Source organism: Spirosoma sp. KCTC 42546, assembly GCF_006965485.1.
Lineage (GTDB): Bacteria > Bacteroidota > Bacteroidia > Cytophagales > Spirosomataceae > Spirosoma.
The window spans coordinates 7,014,566-7,038,451 of sequence record NZ_CP041360.1; the positions used below are offsets into that span (position 1 = coordinate 7,014,566).

A 23,886-nucleotide genomic window follows, 5' to 3' on the forward strand; every position below is an offset into this window, starting at 1 on the left:
ACAAATACCTTAATTAACCCTTAGCGGAATCGTTGGATGCTGAAATCCCGCGCATTGATCGTTTCGCTGATCCGGGCATTCAGCGTGTACACTTGGTTGTTAACTGCTACGTTCGTCGTTGCTCCCGTATAAACGCCTTCGTCAAACTTGACAACAGAAGCCGTTAGCCAGTTGTCTGTGCTGCGGACCTGCGCCACGCGGGTCCCCTGGGTCACCACGTATAAATCGTTGTTCAGTAAACACAGTCCATCGCCGGGGAGTGGCCCCGTACCTGTAATCTCTGTGACCGCGTTTCCGCGCTGCAAATCGACCTTGTAGAGTTTCTGCTGGCCAACGTTGGCCACGATCAGGTAGCCATTCGGGTGATACACAATCCCGTTCAACCCAAAGCCGGGACTTGAAAAATTGACGTTGTCACGCAGTAGTACGCTGGCTGTTCCATCCGGAGTGACTTTATAGATAACCGGCGAAAATGAATCGGTAACGTAAGCGGTGCCGTCTGGGGCCAACGTTACATCATTGGCGAAATTCCGGTCAGCCGCTGGCAGCAGAGCGTCAAGGTCCGTTCGGCGTTCAAGTTTGCGCGTGTCCAGGTTAAAAACCAGTAATTCGGCTGTTTGAAAAGCGCCTGCCGGTGTGCTTTTCATGGCGGTCCCCGGATCACTATTGCAAACGAACACCCGATTACCAGCCACTTTTATCCCGATACCGCTGACCAGTTCAGGCGCTGCCAGTATCTCTTCGAATTGACCATCGCTAGACACAGTGCTGATTGTTCCCATTGATATGGACGATACCAGAAACTTTCCTAACTGAGACGAGTAAGCAATACCTTCCGGGTAGAGCCGATTCGCCACAAACTCAATGCGCTCCGGTAAGGAAGCATTAGGGCTATCGCGGTGGTCTTCGCAGGCACTTAAAACAGTGATTAACGCAACCAGTACCGCGCTTGCGTTGGTGTTGATTTTCATAGTGATGAAGTTTTTATATAGTGGTTTTTAAATGAAACTGTGCCAATCACAGCGCTGACAGCCTCAGGGCTTGACTGAAGGACAAAATCCTAAAATTGGATGTCAGAGAAGACTCAGGATGTGGCTTCGGCGAGTGCCGTGCTTGCTGCTTCGTGCTGGTAGAAGCTGTTAACGGGCCTAACCACAGCAGGGTATTGCCTGGCTTGTGCCCGGTGGACCAGTAAGGCATTCAAAGTGTGGCCTTCGTTGATGAAGGGAAAGGGACTTTCAATCGGCGGCATAAATCAGATCAGTAAGTTGATAAACCTGGTTGCCAATGGCCGGAGCATTCCCGGCGCGATGCACTTGATTTGTGATCGCTCTTGGTTGTACAAAGGTCTTACTGGTCTACGTTGCGGGGTATGACAGAACGGGCGGCTATTGGTGAATTTCAATCATTTTCCGAAAAGCCGAGGGAGTTACTGTCGCGTATTTTTTGAACAGATGGCTGAAATACGACGCATCTGCGATTCCTACCTGGGCAGCAACTTCACCAATAGAAAGCTGGGTTTGATAGAGTAACACCTTGGCTTCCAATACTATAGTTTCATCAATCCATTTAATAGGCGATTTACCCGTAATGAGCCGAACTGACTTGTTCAGATGATTAGCCGAAATGTTGAGTCGGTCGGCGTATTCGGCTACCAGATGATAATTCTTGCCGTAGGTGAAAAGCAATTCTTTAAACCTGTTAGTAATGTTGAGAGCAGGAATTTTGGGACTGACCAGCGCAGGCTGATAGGCCTGATTGATTTCACTTAATAGGGTAATGAACGTAGCTTGTATTAGGACTAGCTGCGTGAGTCCAAAGGTGGAATAATGCAACAACATTCGGTTGAACACCTGGCTGACGAAATCCGCCGTTGGCTTATCTAACCTGACATGTGGGTTGCCCCAGACCCGTAGAAACTCGTAGTCGTTGAGCAACTCGGCTTTGCCAAATCGCCCGATTAGAAAATCAGGATGGAAGTTGCAGAGATACCCTTCATTCTCGTTTACCATATTGACCGCATCGACGGAGAACACCTGGCCTGCTGGCACAAACAGGCACGTGTCCGGGCCAATTCTGTAAGTTTCTGCCCCGACTCCCATTGTAACTTCGCCCTGTGATAAATACACCAAACTGTGATTGGTCGAACGTACTGGTGGCACGGGCAGCTTCATCGTAGGAATAGCATCTTCGATTCGGGTGACGAAGAAGTGCCCGAAGTTTGTTTTAAGCAGGTTATCTACAAGCGCTTCTGCTCGTATGTACTGGTGGCGAAAGCTCTCATTCGTGTACGTTTTAATCGATTCGGCCATTTTATCGGGCAAAGGAGTTCTGTCGACAATATGCAACTGCTGGAATAGCTTAGTTCTTTATCTGAAATCGGTTTTTTTTAGTGGCTGGAAAACCAGACAGTCCTGAGGGAACTTTCCCCACTAAACAGCACCATCTGTAAGGTAAAGAGTTTGGGCGATTTTCCGGTCCTTAATTAACCAACTAATTGCTGGTCGAAAAGAAAAAACGCTTTCCGTCTTAGCCTGTAAGGCAACATACGGGATCAATAAGTCGAATCTTTTCTAATCAATCCAAGGAAGTGGTGTTTCAAATAACGGGCGTGGCTGTTGCACAACTCCGCTTGTTACATCGGTTGTTCATGCTGTATAGGCTAGTGGTCAGATTTTCTTACCTCGTTGTTCCATCTCAGTTGAAATAAAGCATGGTAAAGCTCAGAAAAGTGTTTCCAGGAGCCAATGACCACTCCACTTTTAGGGCTATGGCCTGGCTGACAGTAGACTTGGTCGTGAACTTCATATACTTCTTCAGATTGAAGGCCACAGCTGCCATTAGCATCACCTTGTGAGCCCCAGCTTTGCCTCGTACATTGATCTTTCGTAAGCCATTGTACTCTACTAAACTGCCTAAGACCGGTTCTACCGTCTGTTGGCGAAGCCGTTTCATGCGTTTGCCCCGCCGACTTTGCTGGCGTTCCAAGGCTCGACGATAGAAGGGATCATAGGCCGTCCGGGTTATCTGTCGGCATTTACTGTTGGGAATACACGTGGGTTTAAGCGGGCACTGTTGGCAGTCCTGGTAAGCGGCTCGGTAGATTTTCAGCAAACCGCCATCGGCCTGCGAATCGAAATTCTTAAAGGACAGTGGCTTCCCAGCGGAACAAGTGAACTGGTCAGCAACTGGGTCATAGGGGAAGCCATCAATCTGGGGCTTATACTTGCCGAAAACGGGTATCCAGCCAGTGATTTTCCACCCCTCCAGTAAGGCGTAGTTGCCGCCGTTCGAGTAGCCAGTATCGGCCAGTATCTCCTCTAGACGCAACTCATTGTGTACTAACCGCTGCTGAAGCTTCCGCATAATATCAGGTAGAGACTGGCTGTCCCGGCCATCGGCAAAATTAGCCTGTACATGGCTGATAATCCCTTCGGCCGTATCCACTGCCAGGCTACAATTGTAGTTGAGTTTGCGGGCTTTACCCGGCTTGATGGAGATGCGCGCATCGGGGTCGGTAGGGCTATAATGGGTTTTATTGCTCAGCAACTGTGCCTTTTCGTTACTGGCTCCCAAGGTGATAGGCGCACTCTTCAGGTTTTGTTGATGCTTTTTCAGCCGTCTCAACTGGTGATCGGCAGCTGTGATTACCGAGGCTGCCTGACGGGGGCTAAGTTTAGGGATCGAATCTACTGGTCCATTTTGATCTTCAACTTGGGGTAGCAACTTGAGCCCAGGTCGTTGGGGCTGTTTTTCTAAGAGTGTTTCCATCGAAGCATTCGCTTTGACAGGAGCCGAGTCGATAGCGAGCCGCCGACCGGCTACCATGTTGTGGGCTACACACAGGCGGAATACTTTGTCAAATAATAACTCAAAAAGTGCTTCTGGATATAGCTGGCGGGTCCGGCTCAGAGTGGAGTGCCAAGGCAATGGTTCATCGATGTTATACCCCAGAAAATACAACATATCCATGCGCATGGAGCAGTGCTCAATCAGCTTTCTGTCAGAGGTAATATTCTCCAGATAGCCGATGAGCATAAACCTGAAGAATACCACTGGGTCAATCGAGGGATTGCCCGTTGAGCCATAGAGTTCTTTAGTATGTTCATAGAGGAAAGTAAGGTCAAGCCTCTCCTTTAGCCGACGATAGAAGTTATCTGTCGGAATGTGGCTCGACAGCTGAAAATAAGTGATGGGCTTTTCGGTATATTCTTTTCGGCCTTGCATATCTCAAGATACAGAAAAGGCCCCTTATATCCCTAAGCGGAGTTGCGCAACAGCCACGCCCGTTTTATACAACGGTAGCACTAGCTAATAAAACCAGCAAAATAGGGGTATAAACTGTCTCAAATTGCCATCTCATAAATCTATGTCTCATTTCAGTAGCATTGCCTGAGTTTATGAGCCAAAGTTGGGCGGATTCTATGGCTTGAAATACGTATATAAGTCATGGAATCCGCCCACGTTAAGCGTCTCACAATTGGCTGTATGCAAACAGGTTTAGAGTCGTATTACTATAGCAAAGTCTTGACGATTTTTTACGGTTCGCCGTTGCGACCGTCCGCGGCTGCGGTGCCTTTTTGTAGCTATACCCCCGTGCGGTAGATTCTCTGGATTCTATTGTACTGATCATCAGGAGTCATAGAACTCTGGTTCGGCGAAGTTTTTAACTGTGCTCAACAGTGGGCCTTAGAGATACAACTGCACCATTTTCTGCCAATCGTCGGCCTGGTGTGCCCGGCCGTCCCAGAGGTACAACTCGTGCGATACGTTTTTGGCCCAGAGCGCTTCGCTTAGATTCAGATTGCTATGAAGAAAAGGGTCTTCGGTGCCAATTGTCATGACTAGTTGCATTCGCCGTATGTTGTCGAGGATAGCACCATCATGCAGATTTGGCAGGAAATGATTCGGGCTATGAAAGTAGATTTCTTCGTCATAATAATCGTCGAATAAACCCCGGAATTCGGCTACGGGTTCAGATAAATTATAGCGCCCACTAAAGGCCGCCACTTTACCAAACCATTGCGGATGCCGAAGGGCGATGTTCAACGCGTGATAAGCCCCCAGGCTACAACCGTGCGAGATCATAAACGGTTGGGGGTTTTTCAGCCGGGAAAGGGGCAGCACTTCGTTCAGGATATACTGTTCATACTGACTATGCCGTCGTATCCGGTCCTGAGGAGATGCATACCGGTTATAGATGCTTTCTCGGTCTACGCTATCGACACAATACAGTTGCAACCACCCGTTTTCAATTCGGTCAGCGAGTGCATGAACGAGGCCCAGATCTTCGTATTCATGAAATCGGCCGCGACGGGTAGGAAATACCAGCACACGTGCGCCTGCATGACCAAACACAAGCAACTCCATGTCACGATTCAGATTCGGGCTAAACCATTTATGATATTCCCGTTGCATACCGGTATGCGTTAAATACCCCTGAAATTGCAACAAGTAAGGTAAAGAATTTCTACGAACCGGGTAAACAAATTATTAAAAAATTCGGGCCTGCTTCTGTACCACTTGTTTCCACATTCGGTAACCCGCCGGACTTAGATGCAATCCATCAGGCTCAAAAAACTCTCTGCGAGGCTTCCCATCGGATCCTAGCAACGGGGATGCCATATCAACAAACTGGTAATCAGCGTATTTTTCGATTTCTCTGAGGATCAATGTATTTGCAAATCGGATCTGATCCACAATGCCCCAGCGGGCAGGGCTAATTTTTATCGACAAAAAAGACAGAGGTATACCCGGTAGGATAGTACTGAGTTTTTTAGCGAAGGTGCAGAAAAATAGATATACTTCTTCAGGGTGTCTCCCATCGCCGAGATCGTTATCACCCGCGTAAAACACGATAGACTTAGGATTTGCCGGAACAAGTACCCGTTCGAAAAACCATGTGCAAGCAGCCAGCGTAGAGCCTCCAAAACCTAAGTTGAGTGTATTGATTTGTGGAAAATCCTGTGCCAGCGTTGTCCAGAGCCGAATGGATGAGCTGCCATAAAAAACGACCCGATCCGAAGCGGGTGGCAAGCTACTCAGTTTACTTTCTAATTGTTGAATATCGGCTTCGTACCAGAACATCCGGTTAAGTTTATTGATGATTTATTAAGCTGCTTACTTTTTAGCAGCTTCAACTAGTTTTTTCGATTCAGATACAGCTAACCCGGCCGTCCACTTCCGAATCATATTAGCCAGAGGACGAAATTCGATCAAAAATCCATCATGACCATACAGTGAATCAATTTCTTCGTAGGCTGCATCAGGAATATGACGTGCCAGAAATTGCTGCTCAATTGGGGGGAACAGCAAATCAGAGCGAATACCGACAACTAGTGTATGCGCCTTAATCTGGCCAAGCGCGTTGAGGATACTGCCCCGATTACGCCCAACATTATGAGAATCCATGACCTTCGAGAGCGTCCAGTAGGTAAAGGCATTAAACCGTTCGACCAGTTTCTCACCCTGATAACGTTGATAACTCGCTGACTTATACCCATCCAGTTGCTCATTATTATCCAGAGCCTGTGTAAAGCCATACGTATCGTAATTTCGATACGAAATCATAGCCATAGCACGAGCCGCTTTCATACCAGCCAGACCCGCATCATCACGGTTTTCTCGCCAGGTTGGGTCGGCTTCAATAGCCATCCGCTGTGCTTCATTGAAAGCAATACACCACGGAGAGGCCACGGCGCTGGCTGCAATAACGATTAGGTTTTCAATTAAATTAGGCTGTAGAATAGCCCATTCCAGTGCCTGCTCCCCACCTACTGAGCCGCCAATACAGGTATGGATTTTTTCGATGCCCAACTCCTGTCGAAGTAAGTCGAGGGCATTAACTATATCACGAATCGTGATAGCGGGGAAATCGTGGTGATAAGGCTTTCCGCCTATGGGATTGACGGAAAGCGGTCCTGTAGAACCGTAGCATGAGCCAAGTACATTGGCGCATACAATAAACTGCCCCACACCGGACTTGGCTTCGGGGTCAAAATACTTTCCCGCACCAACCATGCCTCCCCACCAATCGCCCACATCGGCATTACCGGTCAGTGCATGACATACCCATACAACGTTCGACCGATCTTCGTTGAGTGTACCGCGTGTGGTATAAGCCAGCCGAAAACCCGGCAAGCTTTCGCCCGATTCGAGCGCGAACGAATACTTATAATCGTAATACTGGAGATTCAATCAAGTTTATAGTTTGTAGTTCGTAGTTTGAGGTTTGTAGTTGAAACTACAAACCTCAAACTACGAACTGTTTAACCCAATACCGGTTCGGCAATGTTGGCAAACGCCTGCTCAAAGTCAGCTTTAATGTCATCAATGTATTCAATGCCCGCTGACACCCGTAATACACCTAATTCAACGCCAGCACTAGCCTGTTCCTGTTCGCTCAACTGTTGGTGCGTTGTAGCAGCCGGGTGGATAATTAGCGTTTTTGAGTCACCAACGTTGGCCAGATGGCTGACCAGTTTCAGACTATTAACAAATTGGTCAGCGGCTTCACTACTGCCTTTCACTTTAAACGAGAATACACCGCCGAAACCGCGTTTTAGGTATTTTTTGGCTAGGTCATGGTAGGCACTACTTTCCAAACCCGGGTAGTTTACGAATTCAACCTGCTCGTGTTGTTCGAGCCATTGGGCCAGCGCCAGCGCATTCTGTACCGTACGGTCTACTCGTAACGACAGCGTTTCCAGGCCCTGAAGTAGCAGGAACGAGTTGAATGGGCTAATGGCCGGTCCATAGTCACGCAGACCTTCAACGCGGGCACGAATAATAAACTGAATGTTGCCAAAGGGACCACCTACCCCAAACACATCGCTGAACACGAGCCCATGATAACCTTCCGACGGTTCGCTGAACTGCGGATACTTCCCATTTCCCCAGTTATACGTGCCCCCATCGACAATTACCCCGCCAATGCTCGTGCCGTGGCCACCAATCCACTTCGTTGCCGACTCAACAACAACGGCCGCACCATGTTCAAGAGGACGGAAAAGGTAGCCCCCTGCACCAAATGTATTATCAACGATCAAGGGTAGGTCATGTTCTTTAGCCAGGGCGGCAAAGGCGTCGAAATCGGGAATATTGAAGCCCGGATTCCCGATGGTTTCCAGGTAAATTGCTTTTGTGTTTTCGTCAATCAGTTTCGCGAAGGATTCAGGCTTATCACCATCCGCAAAACGGGCTTCGATACCCAGCCGTTTAAACGAAACTTTAAACTGATTATATGTACCTCCGTACAGGAACGAGGTCGTCACGAAGTTATCACCAGCGCTCAAAATGTTGCTTAGTGCAATAAACTGGGCCGCCTGTCCCGATGCAACTGCCAACGCAGCTACGCCCCCTTCAAGAGCCGCGATACGCTTTTCAAAGACATCGGAGGTAGGGTTCATGATCCGGGTATAAATATTCCCGAAGGCTTTCAGCGCAAATAAATCGGCCCCGTGTGCCGAATCATTGAAAACAAACGAAGTTGTTTGATAAATAGGCACAGCCCGGGCATTTGTAGCCGAATCGGGTTCCTGGCCAGCATGGAGCTGGAGCGTATCGAAATGAAGTTCAGACATGAGTTTAGTAGTTAGTGATTTAGGATCGTGTAATTAGTTTTCTGTAGAAATACGGGCAGCAACCAGTTGGCTGGGTATTTTCATGATTCGATAGAAAATACTAGGGACTGACCGCAACTAATTGGTACGACAAACCCTCCCGGTTTTCGTAGCGGTTAGTGAGTCATACTTAGTAGGCCCCCCGGGGCATACAGTGCTGAATATAGAGCATGTGAGTTCCGATTTATAGTCCCTAAAATAACTTTAGGCAGGAGTTAGCACCTTGCCGTGTGGTAGGTTGCCAGTGGTTCACAGAGCCTGATCTCTCCCCACTTCTTTATAAATCAACGTGCACCGATAGGCTAAAAATGGTGCGAAACAATTGACTTGATGTCGCAAGTATACTAGCCAAATAGCGCGAATCCAAACGTGGTCTGTTTTTTCTATCCGATAACACATTTTTTCGCTTTTGCTGATCTGTGTTCATTCATTAAGTCAATTCATTGTTTACTTTTGTGGTAAGACATCCCACCCAATGAATCAGACGTACCGCTATAATCGCGAAAATGCTACCCGGGTAGCTGGCACTACGACCCTGAAGGACGCAATCGGGCAGTTGCTAAAGGCGTATCAACTCCAGACTCGGTTTAATGAAACGTATCTGGAAGCCTTCTGGGGGCGTATGATGGGTCCAGCTATTGCCTCACGTACAAACCGACTTTACGTTCGCGATCGGAAGCTTCACATTGAAATTGGTTCGGCTCCGCTTCGTAACGAGCTCGTTAATGCCAAGCAGAAACTTATTCAGCTAGTCAATAAAGACATGGGGTCCGATGTGATTGACGACGTGATATTTATCTGATCAGTGTCGATACTTAACCAATAGATTACTTAAAATTGAATGAGTAAGTTGCGACGTTCCTGTTGCATGGTTAAAGGTTCGTCAATAAAATTAGCATTTAAACCCACTTGCCGGCAAATACGTAACCACTCCTGCTGAGGTATAGTCAAAAAACCATTCTTCTGTCGAACGGCATAGTAGCTAGACAGTCGTAGGCGAACCAACAATTTTATTGTAGCGAGCAATTGCCTTTGTTTGAATGACCTTCCGATCATACTCCATATATCTTTCAGTACGCTCCCGCCTACCATCAAATCGCAAATCAGCGCTTTGGCATTAGGTGCAGCTACTTGTTTTATTGATTTCAGTAATTGTTCAATTTCAGCGGTGTTCCGATAGTATTGAACCACACTCATCACAATAATCACGTTAAAGCGCTGGTCGCTTATAAGATTAAAATTAAGGTAATCATCCGGCGACAAATCATAAAAGTGGACATTCGGGTGATGCATGTGTTTACTTCGGGCAATCTCATTGTAGCGCTTAGAGATATCAATCCCATGAATTTCACGGACTTTATTGTACCAGGCATCTTCTAAATTACCTGGTCCAGAACCGATGTCCAGTACTTTGTCTGTAGGCGATAATGAAATGTATTTTTCAACTCGATCTAAGAAATAATCGTAATTAACTGACATTGATTGATCGAACTCATTCTCCTGCTGCCAGAAATCCAGCCATGTTACCATCATCCAACTTACCTTTTTTATATTGCTCGAAGTGTACCCTATAATTACCGAATGCAACCAGATACTATTGCAAGATTAAAAAGGGATTAAATTTAATTACTACTTACTAACGAGTGCGAACGTTGTAACATTAAGTAAATAATTCTAAACCAAATCAATGCACATGGCAGGGCTTTCAGCACATAGGGCTTAACAAATTGCTCCCGTATAAAGGGCGGAAAAATATCGCTCGGTGAAAAAACGGTGAATACAAGACAACTAATCAGAAGTGCGCGATCAAGCCTGCTCTGAGGACAGTAAAACCACCAAACCATTACGCCAGTTACAGCCGTAATATAGGTTGGCGACTCAGAAACGGGATTAAAAATAACCTGAAAAATGAGAACAGACGCGATCATCAATATACGAAATGAGCGCTCACCAAACCGATTAACCTGACTATAAACGCTACAGAATACTACAATACCTAAGCCAATAATGACTGATGTTGGAACATCTGGGGAGATGAATACATGAACAAGTCGATGAATCGATGTATTTGCCCATTTGTCATGATCAGACTTAATAAATAACTGATGTACCCACAAATCATACTGCCATAGTAACTTGGTGGGTGTCGTGAATAAGAGGGGCAATAAACCAAGCAACACGCCCCATAGTATCTATAGACACTAAAGAACGTGGTTTCTGGGGGTAAAGCAGAAACAAGGCGGCTGCAACAAGGCTATAAATCTTAATATTGAAACCAAGAATGATAAAAAAAGCAGCCCAGAAGTGTTGTCGTTTCTCAAAACTAATGAATGCAGCTAATGGAATAGCACCGATAAGCGGATTTGTCTGACTATTCACTAACGACGTGAATAATTCCTGTAAACAAAACCAGTAGGCAAACACCTTCTGCTGATGCGAAAGCGGCATTCGGTAGATGGCCAACACCCAAATACCGGCAAACAGAAAATGCCATAGAAATAGCCCTGCCGAAAAAGGCAGCATAAAAACAGGTGCAAATAAAGCTGGGAAGGTAGGAGCGTAATGAAAATGATCAGCGTATTGGTCCGGATAGAGGCTATACAGGCTTTTGCCCTCTAGCAGATGCTCGAGCGAATAATAGAAAATCCGGTAATTGTTCGAATCGAGAAGTATAACTGTTCGAACACTGACAAAAAGTGTAAGTAGGGCAAAAATGCCGAAGATGAATCGATACGGTGAGTTTAGGGATTCTCTACGTTAAGGCTTTGCACAAATTCGCCCATTGTCCTGCAATCACCAAGTGATTTTAGATAACGCAATAAGGCTTCAACCCGGTCAAGCAGTTCATCGCGTGAGTGTCGGCGAACATACGTTGGTATTTTCTCATAGCCCGACAAGTCCGTAAATTCCCAGGGGTGAACATATAAATTCAAAAAACCATCGGCCTCCAGCGTTTGCCGACAGAGTAGTTTGTAATAAGCAAACGGGAAATTTTTTAGACTCAACCAAAATAAAGGCAATCGTAATCGGGGCGTAACTGACGCTGGAATTTGCCAGACGCCTACCTCTTTGAATGGGTGCCGGGGCTCCCCCCAGTGATTATAACGTCCCGGAATCCAGGTCGGGTGCAATGACGAATTATATTGATAACCAGCCTGCTGCACATCATTCGGATCAACAAAACCCATGCGCGCCCGCCGGAAACCCGTTACAGGCTGTTTCAATAACTCTTCAAGAGCCAACCGAGATTTGAGCAAATCGGCAGGTTCGAAGGTCGTATGAAAATAGCCGTGCGACGCGATTTCGTGTTTTTGAGCTAAACTCCGAATTAATTCCGTCTCGTGAAGCGCATAATTAGCCGTTGTAAACAAAGTAGTTCGCGCGCCTACGGCATCGAACCGTTGCGCCAAAAGACGCAAGCCACGGGTTGATACAGCGAGTTGTTCACTCAGTGGAATGTTGTGACCAAACTCAACAGCCGTATCAAACTCTTCTATATCAACGGTGAATAAAATACTACGTCCTCCTCGGTTGGGGATTGCCATGTTGTTACAGTCTCCTCGATCTCGCTCGTATCACCGATGATATAGGCCGGGCGCCCTTTCACTTCAACGAACGTTTTGCCTAAATATACGCCGATAATGCCAATCATAATGAACTGAACGCCCCCAATCAGCACCAGAAGCAGTACTAGCGTTGTCCAACCCGATACAGTGGCATCTGTAAAAAAGTGCTCATATAAGGTTTCTGCACCAAACAGGGTAGCAAATAGGAACATCCCAAAACCGAGCAATACCGACAAATATAGAGGACGTGTCGAAAACGACGTAATACCCATTGCTGCCAGTTGCAGCATTTTTCGGAACGAATATTTAGATCGGCCTGCGTACCGGGCCGCAGGTTCGTACAGAACCCGGCACTGCCGAAATCCAACCCACGAAATAGCGCCCCTCAGGAACAGATCGTTTTCCTTAAATTGCTTAATTGTATTGACCACTTTCCGATCAAGCAATCGGAAATCGGCAGCACCGTCTTCGATCTGTAGATTCGAAGCATTACGCAGGATTTTATAGAAGTATTTCGAGGTTGTCCGCTTAAACCAGGATAGTTTAGGATCGGGCTGCCGAACAGTATACACCACTTCGTAACCTTCGCGCCACTTATTAACTAGCGTTGGAATCAACTCGGGGGGGTGTTGCAGATCAGCATCAAGGCAAATTACAGCTTCGCCACGGGCATTGTCATAACCAGCTCGTAAGGCCATCTGGTGACCAAAATTCCGGGAAAACGAAATGAAACGAACCACCGGATACGCTTGACTTAATTGCCGTAGTACATAACGGGTTTGATCGGAACTACCGTCATCAACAATCAGAATTTCGTAAGAATCGTATTGTTCCATAACAGCCATGAGCCGATGAACCAATACAGGTAAATTCTCTTCCTCGTTAAAAGCCGGTACAACCAAACTGATCATACCTGAATGAAATTTCATAGTTTATTGATTTGTCAAGACCGTTACGAGCGGGTTCCTTTAAAACTGGGTATAAATATAAGTATATCTACTTACCAATTCAAAATTATTAACGATATATGATAGGATAAAGATTCTATACTATAAATGCATTATCTGTTCGTAGGCGATGTAATAAAAGTAGAGGATTGAAACTGATACAGATAGCGGCAAAAACAGCCCATTTCCTCAGTACCGCTAGCTACTCAAAAATTTACACTACTCAGTAAAGATACCTTTCGTCAATTACCCGAAGGAAGGCCACAACCAGCCAACCCGGCATATAGTTGAACGAACCTAAATCATCTTTCCTGGGACTTTTTAGTTAACTTATCCTCTTGCTTCTTATTAACCACAGAGCACTCTACATAGGCACCCATCTATTATAGATCTGCCAAGAAGGTTGTGTAAGCTTTTTGATGGATCGTACTTTTTGCTTTTACTCATTTTTTCAATCAAATTTTTATGTAAACACGACCTGATTGTTGATTGGCTTGTAGCACAGTGCATCCGGCGAAATACTTAGCAAGAAACAGCTGTCGCCGATGGAGGTCAAATCGAACTGTACTAATTTTACCTTATCACTTAGTAATTGGCCAACCTGACTTTATTAACAACTTCGCACTAACGTATGAAAATCACTACAAATCAATGGCAACAGGCTTCAGGCGTCGTTTTGTGCCTATTCTTATCTCTACTGGCCAATCGACTGGCTGCTCAGGCCTCAGGCGGAATAAATAAAGCCGACTCTGCCTATGTCCGGGAAAACTATACCAAACTGGAGCGGATGGTTCCTATGCGCGATGGTGTAAAGCTTTTCACCTCGATTTATGTACCAAAAAATACCGACCAGACGTACCCAATTATGCTGGATCGCACACCCTACAGCGTAGCACCATACGGGGAAGACAAATACAAAACGTCCATAGGGCCGTCCATGCTCTTTGCGCGTGACGGCTATATCATCGTCTACCAGGATGTACGAGGCAAGTACATGTCGGAAGGGGATTTTGTGGCGGTAAAACCCTACATGCCCAACAAGAAAAAGAAGACTGACGTCGATGAAATTTCCGATACCTACGATACCATTGACTGGTTACTGAAAAATATTCCGAACAACAACGGGCGGGTTGGCACCTGGGGTATATCGGCACCGGGCTTTTATACCACAACAACCCTCATCGATGCCCATCCAGCCCTGAAAGCCGCTTCGCCCCAGGCACCGGTGACAGACTGGTTCATGGGTGATGATCGACATCATAATGGCGCCTTCTTTCTTATGGGCACATTTGCGTTTTTATCCTCTTATGGCCAGCCTCGACCCGAGCCGACGCCCAAAAACAGTCCTGGCTTTTCGGCATACGGCACGCCAAGCGGTTATGAGTTTTACATGAATCTGGGGCCGATAAAAAATGCAAACGAGCAGATTTTTAAAGGAAAGAATGCCATCTGGAATGAGATGATGGATCACGAAGCCTATGATGCATTCTGGCAGGCCCGCACGCCTGTTCCCTATCTGAAAAACATTAAACCGGCGGTTATGACGGTTGGTGGATGGTTCGATCAGGAAGATTTATATGGTCCGCTTAAGGTGTACGCCGGCATCGAACGAAACAATCCCCAATCGCCTAATTCATTGGTTATGGGCCCCTGGATTCACGGAGGCTGGTCGCGGGGACCGGGCGAAACGCTGGGCAATATTCGTTTTGGGGATAAGACCTCAGTGTTTTATCGGGAAACCATTGAATTTCCCTTTTTCGGCCACTACCTGAAAGACAAACCCGATCCACAGTTGCCGAAAGCATATATTTTTGACACAGGCTTAAATCAGTGGAACAAGTACGACCAATGGCCACCCAAGACAGCTCAGGAGAAAAAACTCTATTTCCATCCAAACGGAAAGCTATCGTTTGATATGCCCCAAATCAGTCAGACTCCATTCGATGAGTACGTCAGTGATCCTAAAAAGCCAGTTCCTTATACAGCCGAAATTCGGAACGTTCGGGGAAGCGACTTTATGTATGAAGATCAACGCTTTGCGGCCACTCGCCCCGATGTGATGGTGTACGAATCGGATACGTTGACCGAAGATGTAACGATAGCAGGAAATGTACTAGCCGATCTGTTCGTTTCCACCACCGGTACCGATGCTGACTTTGTTGTGAAGTTAATCGATGTATACCCCGCTGCTGCCCCGAACAATAGCCCTATTCCTGGGACTAAGATGGGCGGCTTTCAATTGCTGGTGCGGGGCGAAGTAATGCGGGCCAAGTTCCGCAACAGTTTTTCAAAACCCGAAGCTATGAAACCGGGCGAGGTTACGGAAGTAAAATTCGATATGCAGGACGCGGCCCACACGTTTAAGAAAGGACACAAGCTAATGGTTCAGGCTCAAAGCTCGTGGTTCCCATTGGTCGATCGCAATCCGCAAACGTTTGTAAATATTTATCAGGCTACCGAAGCCGATTTCAAGAAGGCAACACACCGGATTTATTTTTCACCCCAACAACCATCCAGTGTCATGGTGAGTGTTCTTAAAGACCCCAATTGAGTAGGAACCGAATTCCGAAAATTAAGCAAAATGATTTAACCACAGAGGCACAGAGAAAACTCTGTGCCTCTGTGGTTAAATCATCTATCCCTCCGGTTGAACCAATGTAAGGCGGGCGGCTTCAAGGTCCAGTTCTTGCTCCATCTTTCGGAGGATTTCATCATCCAGCAACGTACTCTGACGTTGTTCAATCAAAACGGTTCGTTCTACATCGATCAGCTCCAACTGAAGTCGAATGGCTTGTTGGTAGAGTTCGGCAGGCCGCTGGGCGTTATCCGACGCCCTGAGCATTCCACTTAACTCATTGATTTTTAACTCGTATTCATTTTTCACGTAGCTCAGTACATCATCGTGTACAGAACCCGCCGAATGATTGGCTTCGAGATGCGTAATTACCTGTAACGCCATTGTCCGCCGTAGTTTGCGCTCTTCGTGTTTTTCATCAATCTGCTCCCGAACATTTAGGGCTTCAACAATCACGGGCAAGGTAAGTCCCTGCACAACCAGCGTAATTAAAATAACAATGAACGTAATAAACAGAATAAGGTCACGGGCAGGAAACGGTTGACCGTTGGGCAACTCATTCGGTAAGGCCAAGGCACCCGCCAGAGAAACTACGCCCCGCATACCCGCCCAGCCAATAATTGCCACCTGTTGCCAGCTTGGCCTGGCTTCTCGCTTTCGGATGCGTGCACTTAACCAACGGGGCACATAAGCACCCGGAAAAACCCAGACAATCCGGCACACAATCGCCACAGCGCTAATGAGTAAACCATACATAGCCGACTCGGGCAATGAATACCCATTCAGGTTGGATACAATCATGGGCAGTTGCAAACCAATCAGAATGAACACTAGACCATTAAGCAGGAAAACAACAATTTCCCAAACCGAATTTACCTGAAGTCGGCTATGGTAGGAAAACAATTCCGAGGTGCGAGCCGACAGAAAAAGGCCTGTCGTTACCGCGGTTAGCACCCCAGACAAGTGGAAGTTCTCGGCAATAAGATAAGCTCCGTAAGGCGTCAATAGAGTTATCGCCGTACTCACGACCGCATCTTTACTAATAGTCCGGTGTACCCAAAGTAAAACCCAACCAATAGCTAACCCGATCGCCACACTTACCAGGGCAATCCCAACAAACTGTAGACCAGCCTCCCAGAGTACAAACCGATTTGTCAGAATGGCTACCAGACCATATCGGTAAATAATCAGACTTGTGGCATCGTTTACCAGGCTTTCGCCTTCCAGCACCGTATTAATCCGTTTAGGCACGTTCAGCCCGCGCATGACCGATGAAGCCGCTACGGCATCGGGCGGAGCAATAATTGCCCCCAGTAAATACCCTTGTGCCAACGAAAAGCCCGGTATAACCGCATGAGCTACCAAAGCCACAACGGTTGATGTAAAGAGTACAAGTCCAACAGCCAGCATAGAAACCGACCGGCTGTACAGCTTTAGTTCAACATTGTCGATTTGCCACGCAGCCGCATAGAGTAATGGAGGTAGAAAAATGAGGAAAACGGCATCGGGCGACAGGATAACTGTTGGCAAGCCAGGTATCCAGCCAATAAGCAAGCCAACAAGTACTAACAAAATTGGGTAGGACAACCGGAATCGACGGGCAATTACTGCCAGTAAAGTTGTTATGCCGAGTAAACCAGTTACTATTTCAATTGGATGCATTTAATGAACAGAATGGAGGATAATTCGGGTTAAGCGTTGAAGAGCAGGACAAAATAGCGATAACTTTGTTAGCCCACCTACTCTAGTTATCTGCTTATTAAAAAACCTTTATTCTATGAATGCATCGGGCCGTCAACTTTCCAGTCACGCCCCCCAAAATAGCCAGTTAGTTGAGCAGGAAGAAAAACGTACCGACCTAGGTTTTGGCACTAAACTAACCGATTCGAAGGTAAGGTTAGTGAATCAGGATGGCAGTTTTAACCTGGCTCGGGCTAATGGGTCTCTTTGGGATCGGTTAAATGTGTACAACCGGCTAATCACGATGAGTTGGGTGCAGTTTTTCACCTGGCTCCTGGCAGCCTATCTGTTCACGAATACCCTATTTGCGGGTATTTATATGCTGGCCGATGCCAGTACACTCGTGGGTATCGACGACAAGAAACTAAACGGACCTTTCTGGAAGTGTTTCTTTTTCAGTTCACAAACTCTGACAACGGTAGGCTACGGCCATATTTCACCCAATAGTTTCCTGACAAGCTCCATTGCGGCTTTTGAATCTATGATTGGGTTACTGGCCTTTGCGCTGGCAACGGGCTTGCTATATGGGCGGTTTTCCCGCCCCGTAGCGCATATACGTTTCTCAAAACAATCGGTATTTTCACCTTATCTGGATGTGAACGCCTGGATGTTTCGGATCATTAATACCCGCGCTAACCAGCTTATTAATTTAGAGATAACAGCAACCCTCTCACGCCTTGAACCAAAAGGAGATGGTACGCTTACCCGAAAATATTATCCCCTTAATTTTGAGCGGAACAAAGTGGCTTTCTTCCCCGCAAACTGGACACTGGTTCATCCCATCACAGAAAAAAGTCCGTTATATGGCTGCACACCCGAAGAACTTGAGCAATCAGATACGGAAATTCTGATTTCGTTTCAGGCCTTAGATGATACCTTTGTGCAGAGCGTACACACGCGTTTCTCCTATCGATTCGACGAAATAAAATGGGGCCATAGATTTCGCCCTATGTTTGATGGCGATCAGCAAACGAAACTTGATCTGGATAAACTGGACGAAACCGAAGAAGTTAACTTGAATTGATATATAGTTTGCGGTTTGAAGTCTGTAGTTTGTAGTTGGCTGGCGCACAATTGCTTTCGCCGTTCCGCTCGCTGGTGGAGTAAGCTAATCCCGAACTATAGACTTCAAACCGCAAACCCCAAACCTTTACTGAATGCTCCCTCCTTTTCTGCGTCCCGGCGATACAGTCGGTGTTGTGGCTCCTGCCAGTTGGTTTCCGTATGAAGAACTGGCTGATGGGCTTCGAATTCTGCGCGATGACTGGCATCTCAACGTCATTGAAGGCGAAAGTCTGCACGCCATTGATGGCCCATTTGCGGGTTCTGATGATCTGCGCCGAGCCGATATTCAACGTCTGTTCGATGACCCGACCGTGAAAGCTGTGTTTGCGGCCCGGGGTGGCTACGGCTGTTATCGCATTGCAGATGGCCTGTATTTAGCCGGTATTAAAGCAAACCCAAAATGGCTCGTAGGTTTCAGCGACGTAACCGTACTCCTAAGCTTATTACACAACCATGGTATTGTAAGTCTGCATGGTCTGATGCCCCGACAATTCGGCGATCCTGCCCGAGCTGCAGCCCTGGAGTCAGTTCGGCAGTGGCTGTTTGGTGAATTCCCTGCGCATTATATTGTGCCAACGCACCCACTAAATCGGCCAGGGCATGCTAAAGGAAATCTCGTTGGCGGCAATTTAACTATGCTTGTCAACTCAATTGGCACACCTACCGATGTAAATTTCACCGATAAGATCCTCTTTATTGAAGACATCGACGAAACGCTTTTCTCGCTCGATCGCATGATGACCCAACTCCGGCGGTCCGGGCGATTGGAAAATCTGGCGGGCTTAGTTGTTGGTCAGTTTACTGATATGCGGGCTAATCAATCATTACCCTTTGGCAAGGATTCGTTCGAAATTATTGCCGATACGGTCGCGGCTTATTCTTATCCCATATTAGTCGATTTTCCCGCCGGTCACGTTGAGTTTAACCTGGCGCTACCCATTGGCAAATCGGTAGAGTTAGTCGTGGGGAAAGACAATGCGCGACTTGAGTTTTTTCGACAGGATTAACAGCCAAGCCGACGTTCGGCTAAGACGCGATTTGCCGGAATTGTAATCCTGTCTTACCCTCTTAATCCTGTCGAAAAAAAATGGCTCTCGCGAACTCTGTTATCTGGATTACTGGTGCGTCTTCTGGCATTGGCGAAGCCATCTCTTTGGCTGTAAGCAAACTAAGCAACGTTAAACTGGTGCTATCGGCCCGACGTGCAGATGAATTGCACCGGGTGGCTATAGCAACGGGCTTGCCTGCTTCAAACGTGTTGATCTTGCCAATGGATGTGGCTGATTTAGACAGTCTGCCAGCGCATGTCGAAACGGTTCGCCAACGTTTTGGGCGAATCGACTACCTGTTTCAAAATGCCGGTATCAGCCAACGAAGCCTGGTTATCGACACTAATTTTTCGGTCTATAAGCAGATTATGGATGTGAATTTCTTTGGCGTCGTAGCGCTCACCAAAGCTGTACTGCCGTTAATGCTGGCCCAAGGGAGTGGCCATTTTGTCGTTACCAGTAGCGTAGCAGGCAAACTCGCTACCAAGCAACGGTCTGGTTACTGCGCCAGCAAACACGCCCTGCATGGTTTTTTCGATGCGCTTCGTTCTGAGGTATACGAGGCAGGGTTGCGCGTTACAATCGTTTGCCCCGGCTACATCCGAACGGCCATTTCCATCAACGCACTTGGGCCCGACGGCCATACGCATGGCAAAATGGATGAAAATCAGGAAATCGGCATGGCTCCTGAGGACTTCGCACAACGACTGCTCCGAGCCGTTTCTAAAGAAAAAGAGGAAGTCTATATAGGCGGCTCCGAAATCTACGGCATCTACCTCAAACGCTTTCTGCCGGGGTTGCTGTCGCGAATTTTGAGAAACAGGAAAGGGGTATAACGGTTACGGTATTTGGTTTACGGTTGACTGATGTATGAGTTGCTGACGCATCAGTCAACCGTAAACCAAATACCGTAAATCGTTATACTCTTTACTGCCCGCTCGCGGTTGTTAACTCCTTTATCGCAATACCCTTGCTGGCAAATTCCATATAATCGGTGGTCAGGCGGCAGAGCGATTTCATGCCGAGTACAAAACCACCTTCGTCGATCTGAAAATCAGGCGTATGGTGCGGAGCGGCATCCTCTACTTTTTTACCCTTCGTCATACCGCCCAGAAAGAAGAAGAAACCCGGCACTTTTTGCTGATAGAACGAGAAATCTTCAGCACCTGTCTGAGCAGGTGTCAGCTTAATGTTGTTTTTACCCGCTACTGCTTCGAGCGAAGGAATCATCTGATCCGTTAGTTTAGGATCGTTGTAGGTAACCGGGTACATGACATTAATTTTTACATCGGCCTGAGCACCTGCGCTTTCCGCAATGTTCGTCGCAATTTCACCGATGCGCCGATGAACCAGCTTTTGCGCTTCGGGACTGAATGTGCGAATGGTGCCGATCATATTGGCCTCTTCGGGGATAATGTTTTGCCGAATACCACTGTGTAAAGCGCCTACGGTTACTACAGCCGCGTTATCAGTAAGCGTTATGTTACGGCTAACAATAGTTTGCAAACCCATCACAACCTGAGCCGAGGTCACAATTGGATCAACACCCGACCAGGGAGCGGCTCCATGTGTTTGTTTACCTTTGATTTTAATGGCATATGAATCGACGGCGGCCATTGTGGCACCGGGCCGATATTTGATCGTACCGACTTCGGTTTGCGAGTTAATATGGAGACCAAAAATGGCGTCGACTTTTGGATTTTCCAGAACACCTTCCTTGACCATCAGATAAGCGCCACCTTCTTCACCTTCGGGAGCACCTTCTTCAGCGGGTTGGAAAATGAACTTAACCGTGCCGCGCAGATCATTTTTAACGGAGGCCAGTATTTCGGCCGTACCCATCAGAATAGCGACGTGCGTATCGTGGCCACAGGCATGCATCACACCCGTTTGCTGCCCATTGTATTCGGTTTTCACCTGGGATTTGAATGGTATATCAACCCGCTCTGTTACTGGCAACCCGTCAATATCGGCCCGTAAAGCCACAACAGGGCCAGGTTTTCCACCTTTCAGCAAGCCAACTACGCCCGTTTTTCCAACGCCGGTTTTCACCTCCATGCCAAGCGACTGTAGGTGAGCCGCTATTTTAGCTGCCGTTTGAAACTCGCGATTACCTAACTCTGGGTGTTCGTGAAAATCACGTCGCCAGGCAACCACTTTCTTTTCCAAGCTCTCAGCGGTTTTATCCATTCGTGCATTTAGCGTTGTGCTCTGCCCGAACGTTGTATGCGCGATAAGGCCAATGAAGGCCAGTGAAGAAACAAATAGCGTATGTTTTTTCATCAATATGTATTTTTTGGCACTGGTTTATTTGTAGTCCAAGTTACACATAACACAGTATAAAATATGGCGCTTCACATAATATCTTCGAAAAAGAACAACATAAACTACTATATAACAATTTTATATTGCCTATTTTCAGCAACAAACAGAATCAGCTCTTTAAGGGTATAAGCTCAGGTTTCAGAGATTTCAAAGAAACGTAAATTGCTTTTGAGCAAGGGTTTACCAACTTTATAAACGTTTTCTGTTTAATCATTCCTACCTATGACCCAACTGCAACAAAACAAACAAAATGCCATCAGCTTCTACGACTTGATGTTCAACCAGTGCAAGCCTGCGGAGGCTATTGCATACTATGTTGGTGAAACGTATACGCAGCATAATCCGATGGTTAGCGATGGAAAGGCGGCATTCATCAGCTACTTCGAACGAATGGCCAGGGAATATCCAGGTAAACAGGTAACAGTTAAACGGGCTATTGCCGAAGACAATCTGGTTGTTCTGCACTGCTTGCAACACTGGCCAATGACCGATGGAATAAGTACCGAAGATTGGGCCGGTATCGATATTTTCCGCTTCGATGACAACGGAAAAATTGTTGAACACTGGGATGTGTTGCAGGTGGTTCCGGCTACATCGGCAAACGGTAACACGATGTTCTAATGAAACCATTTAGCACGAGTTGGTTCGTGCCTGCTCTCCAAACAAAGTTGAGTTGTTCCTGTTTTGACTTCATACTCAACGAAAAACAGTTATGATTCGAACATACATTAACACCTTCCAGATTGGCGTTGTTGCTGGTATGCGTAGTATGCTGGCCCCTGCTCTGGTCAGCTATAAACTATCGCATACGTCCCCAGAACCATTAACTCAGTCAAAACTTCATTTTCTGGTCTCGCCCAAAGCAACCATGGCGTTAGAACTGATGGCTGGTGGTGAACTCATCGGCGATAAACTTCCAAGCGCCCCCGATCGCACCGGACAACCTCAACTATGGGGTCGAATTGCATCGGGAGCTATGTGTGGAGCGGCCCTGACTGAGGCTGATAAGCAGCCTATTGCATACGGAGCGGTTCTAGGTGCCGTGGGTGCAGCCGTTGGTTCGTTTGCCTTTTTTCACCTACGCCATTGGCTAACCCACGAGAAAGATATACCCGATCCCATCATTGCGTTAGCCGAAGATGCGTTGGCTATTGGAGTGGGCTTGATGATCATAAAAGGTAACGATTAATCCGTAATAGTCTGGGTTCGTATGTTTCGCACAACCTCATCGCAATTCGCACAGGCATTGTCACCATCCTGATGATACCAACGGCACCGGTCTCGGATAGCGCAGGCAACGAGCGTTGCTTCTGCTTTGCGATTCATGACCTCCACAATTTTGCCAACCAATCCACAGCCAGCCTGGCCCGAGTCCCAATGCCCACAACCCGTTTTCGCGCACGGGCTAGCGAATCGAAACCGCTCTTCAGGAGTGCGACCCTGTCGTGCTGTCTCCACGAAAGTTTGATCGATAATGATTGGTTCATCGAGATATTCGACATGACCAGTTGCCGTCTGAACACCAAAGAGAGCGGCACCAGGCTTAGCTGTTGAACTAGGACAAAGAAGGGAGGCCATATTCACAGAAGAAGTAAGTAGCTAAACTTAAATTTTAATACTATTTGTAGTCGGAAGCCACATGCCTAGCGTTGGCAATTCAATCAGAATGCTAATGGGTTTGCCTAGTACGATTCCGCCGTTTACCTGCTCCAGCAAATCGTTGGTAAGCTGACCATTTTCGTCTACTTCAGCCAATTTTTTCATAAATTCCTCCTGGCTTAGATTAGCCTGTTGCAGGGTCTTAATTTTGTCGTTAATGCCTTTTTTCATGATTTCGTTAATTGATTTGACTTGATTTATTTACTAATCAAAGGTCTTGAAACAGCCCTATGAAAGCTACAACAACTCGTTGTAAATCAGTCAAATCAATTATAGTTTATTCAATTAGGTTATACAGAAAAGACTCATGGCCAAACCTGTTTTAGAGCAGATTTAACG

At 46.8% G+C, this 23,886-nt stretch carries 23 protein-coding genes and 1 riboswitch; of the genes, 7 read left to right on the top strand and 16 right to left on the bottom strand.

The genetic code is table 11. The annotated features are described in order from the left end of the window. Window positions 1-20 precede the first annotated feature (20 nt). The 8 genes from EXU85_RS28645 to EXU85_RS28675 form a co-directional block, all read right to left on the bottom strand. The gene (locus EXU85_RS28645; protein WP_142775368.1) at window positions 21-971 is read right to left on the bottom strand and encodes a gluconolaconase; all 951 of its coding nucleotides are present in this window, start codon (window positions 969-971) and stop codon (window positions 21-23) included. 113 nt (window positions 972-1,084) lie between these two features. Then, entirely contained in the window at window positions 1,085-1,252 is a 168-nt protein-coding gene (locus tag EXU85_RS35530) for a hypothetical protein (RefSeq protein WP_168207880.1), read from the bottom strand. Between the two features lie 136 nt (window positions 1,253-1,388). Further along, a complete protein-coding gene (locus EXU85_RS28650; protein WP_142775369.1) occupies window positions 1,389-2,312 on the bottom strand; it encodes an AraC family transcriptional regulator in 924 nt (307 codons plus the stop codon). A 385-nt stretch (window positions 2,313-2,697) separates the two neighbouring features. Further along, complete coding sequence (locus EXU85_RS28655) at window positions 2,698-4,227, bottom strand: IS1182 family transposase (protein ID WP_142775370.1); 1,530 nt, start codon at window positions 4,225-4,227, stop codon at window positions 2,698-2,700. Window positions 4,228-4,689: 462 nt separating this feature from the next. Then, complete coding sequence (locus EXU85_RS28660; protein ID WP_142775371.1) at window positions 4,690-5,418, bottom strand: esterase family protein; 729 nt, start codon at window positions 5,416-5,418, stop codon at window positions 4,690-4,692. 75 nt (window positions 5,419-5,493) lie between these two features. Next, window positions 5,494-6,087 (bottom strand): GDSL-type esterase/lipase family protein, encoded by a 594-nt coding sequence (locus EXU85_RS28665; RefSeq protein ID WP_142775372.1) that lies wholly within the window; start codon window positions 6,085-6,087, stop codon window positions 5,494-5,496. Between the two features lie 33 nt (window positions 6,088-6,120). Beyond that, entirely contained in the window at window positions 6,121-7,197 is a 1,077-nt protein-coding gene (gene metX, locus EXU85_RS28670) for a homoserine O-acetyltransferase (RefSeq protein ID WP_142775373.1), read from the bottom strand. Window positions 7,198-7,268: 71 nt separating this feature from the next. Beyond that, window positions 7,269-8,582, bottom strand: coding sequence for an O-acetylhomoserine aminocarboxypropyltransferase/cysteine synthase family protein (locus EXU85_RS28675; protein ID WP_142775374.1), 1,314 nt, complete (start codon window positions 8,580-8,582; stop codon window positions 7,269-7,271). Window positions 8,583-8,802: 220 nt separating this feature from the next. Beyond that, window positions 8,803-8,907: riboswitch (SAM riboswitch) on the bottom strand. Between the two features lie 189 nt (window positions 8,908-9,096). Here EXU85_RS28675 and EXU85_RS28680 point away from each other — a divergent pair. Then, entirely contained in the window at window positions 9,097-9,423 is a 327-nt protein-coding gene (locus EXU85_RS28680; protein WP_142775375.1) for a DUF721 domain-containing protein, read from the top strand. A gap of 29 nt (window positions 9,424-9,452) precedes the next feature. Here EXU85_RS28680 and EXU85_RS28685 read toward each other — a convergent pair whose 3' ends face one another. From EXU85_RS28685 to EXU85_RS28700, 4 genes are all read right to left on the bottom strand, one after another. Beyond that, the gene (locus tag EXU85_RS28685) at window positions 9,453-10,154 is read right to left on the bottom strand and encodes a class I SAM-dependent methyltransferase (protein WP_142775376.1); all 702 of its coding nucleotides are present in this window, start codon (window positions 10,152-10,154) and stop codon (window positions 9,453-9,455) included. A 585-nt stretch (window positions 10,155-10,739) separates the two neighbouring features. After that, window positions 10,740-11,144: a glycosyltransferase 87 family protein gene (locus EXU85_RS35890; RefSeq protein WP_246859283.1), complete on the bottom strand. Its 405-nt coding sequence runs from the start codon at window positions 11,142-11,144 to the stop codon at window positions 10,740-10,742. A 218-nt stretch (window positions 11,145-11,362) separates the two neighbouring features. Further along, window positions 11,363-12,166 carry a DUF3473 domain-containing protein gene (locus tag EXU85_RS28695; protein WP_142775377.1) on the bottom strand — a complete coding sequence of 268 codons (804 nt, stop codon included), beginning with the start codon at window positions 12,164-12,166 and terminating at the stop codon, window positions 11,363-11,365. Further along, window positions 12,115-13,116 (bottom strand): glycosyltransferase family 2 protein, encoded by a 1,002-nt coding sequence (locus EXU85_RS28700; RefSeq protein ID WP_142775378.1) that lies wholly within the window; start codon window positions 13,114-13,116, stop codon window positions 12,115-12,117. The genes EXU85_RS28695 and EXU85_RS28700 overlap by 52 nt, the downstream gene beginning before the upstream one ends. Before the next feature lie 649 nt (window positions 13,117-13,765). On the opposite strand from EXU85_RS28700, the gene EXU85_RS28705 reads away from it, so the two are divergent. Then, window positions 13,766-15,685: a CocE/NonD family hydrolase gene (locus EXU85_RS28705; protein WP_142775379.1), complete on the top strand. Its 1,920-nt coding sequence runs from the start codon at window positions 13,766-13,768 to the stop codon at window positions 15,683-15,685. An 84-nt stretch (window positions 15,686-15,769) separates the two neighbouring features. Here EXU85_RS28705 and EXU85_RS28710 read toward each other — a convergent pair whose 3' ends face one another. Continuing rightward, on the bottom strand, window positions 15,770-17,371 hold the full coding sequence (locus tag EXU85_RS28710; RefSeq protein WP_142775380.1) for a Na+/H+ antiporter: 1,602 nt from the start codon (window positions 17,369-17,371) through the stop codon (window positions 15,770-15,772). A 115-nt stretch (window positions 17,372-17,486) separates the two neighbouring features. Here EXU85_RS28710 and EXU85_RS28715 point away from each other — a divergent pair, with 115 nt between their 5' ends. The 3 genes from EXU85_RS28715 (at window position 17,487) to EXU85_RS28725 (ending at window position 20,399) form a co-directional block, all read left to right on the top strand. Next, window positions 17,487-18,473: an ion channel gene (locus EXU85_RS28715; protein WP_142775381.1), complete on the top strand. Its 987-nt coding sequence runs from the start codon at window positions 17,487-17,489 to the stop codon at window positions 18,471-18,473. 133 nt (window positions 18,474-18,606) lie between these two features. Next, window positions 18,607-19,521 carry an LD-carboxypeptidase gene (locus EXU85_RS28720; RefSeq protein ID WP_142775382.1) on the top strand — a complete coding sequence of 305 codons (915 nt, stop codon included), beginning with the start codon at window positions 18,607-18,609 and terminating at the stop codon, window positions 19,519-19,521. Window positions 19,522-19,601: 80 nt separating this feature from the next. After that, window positions 19,602-20,399: an SDR family oxidoreductase gene (locus EXU85_RS28725; RefSeq protein WP_142775383.1), complete on the top strand. Its 798-nt coding sequence runs from the start codon at window positions 19,602-19,604 to the stop codon at window positions 20,397-20,399. A gap of 91 nt (window positions 20,400-20,490) precedes the next feature. Here EXU85_RS28725 and EXU85_RS28730 read toward each other — a convergent pair whose 3' ends face one another. Continuing rightward, complete coding sequence (locus EXU85_RS28730) at window positions 20,491-21,846, bottom strand: amidohydrolase (protein ID WP_142775384.1); 1,356 nt, start codon at window positions 21,844-21,846, stop codon at window positions 20,491-20,493. A gap of 264 nt (window positions 21,847-22,110) precedes the next feature. Here EXU85_RS28730 and EXU85_RS28735 point away from each other — a divergent pair, with 264 nt between their 5' ends. Further along, on the top strand, window positions 22,111-22,509 hold the full coding sequence (locus EXU85_RS28735; RefSeq protein WP_142775385.1) for a nuclear transport factor 2 family protein: 399 nt from the start codon (window positions 22,111-22,113) through the stop codon (window positions 22,507-22,509). Window positions 22,510-22,600: 91 nt separating this feature from the next. Next, window positions 22,601-23,077 carry a DUF4126 family protein gene (locus tag EXU85_RS28740; RefSeq protein ID WP_142775386.1) on the top strand — a complete coding sequence of 159 codons (477 nt, stop codon included), beginning with the start codon at window positions 22,601-22,603 and terminating at the stop codon, window positions 23,075-23,077. Here EXU85_RS28740 and EXU85_RS28745 read toward each other — a convergent pair. Further along, window positions 23,074-23,466, bottom strand: coding sequence for a hypothetical protein (locus EXU85_RS28745; RefSeq protein WP_142775387.1), 393 nt, complete (start codon window positions 23,464-23,466; stop codon window positions 23,074-23,076). The two genes, EXU85_RS28740 and EXU85_RS28745, sit on opposite strands and share 4 nt — an antisense overlap. 27 nt (window positions 23,467-23,493) lie before the next feature. Further along, window positions 23,494-23,718 carry a hypothetical protein gene (locus tag EXU85_RS28750; protein ID WP_142775388.1) on the bottom strand — a complete coding sequence of 75 codons (225 nt, stop codon included), beginning with the start codon at window positions 23,716-23,718 and terminating at the stop codon, window positions 23,494-23,496. Window positions 23,719-23,886 lie beyond the last annotated feature (168 nt).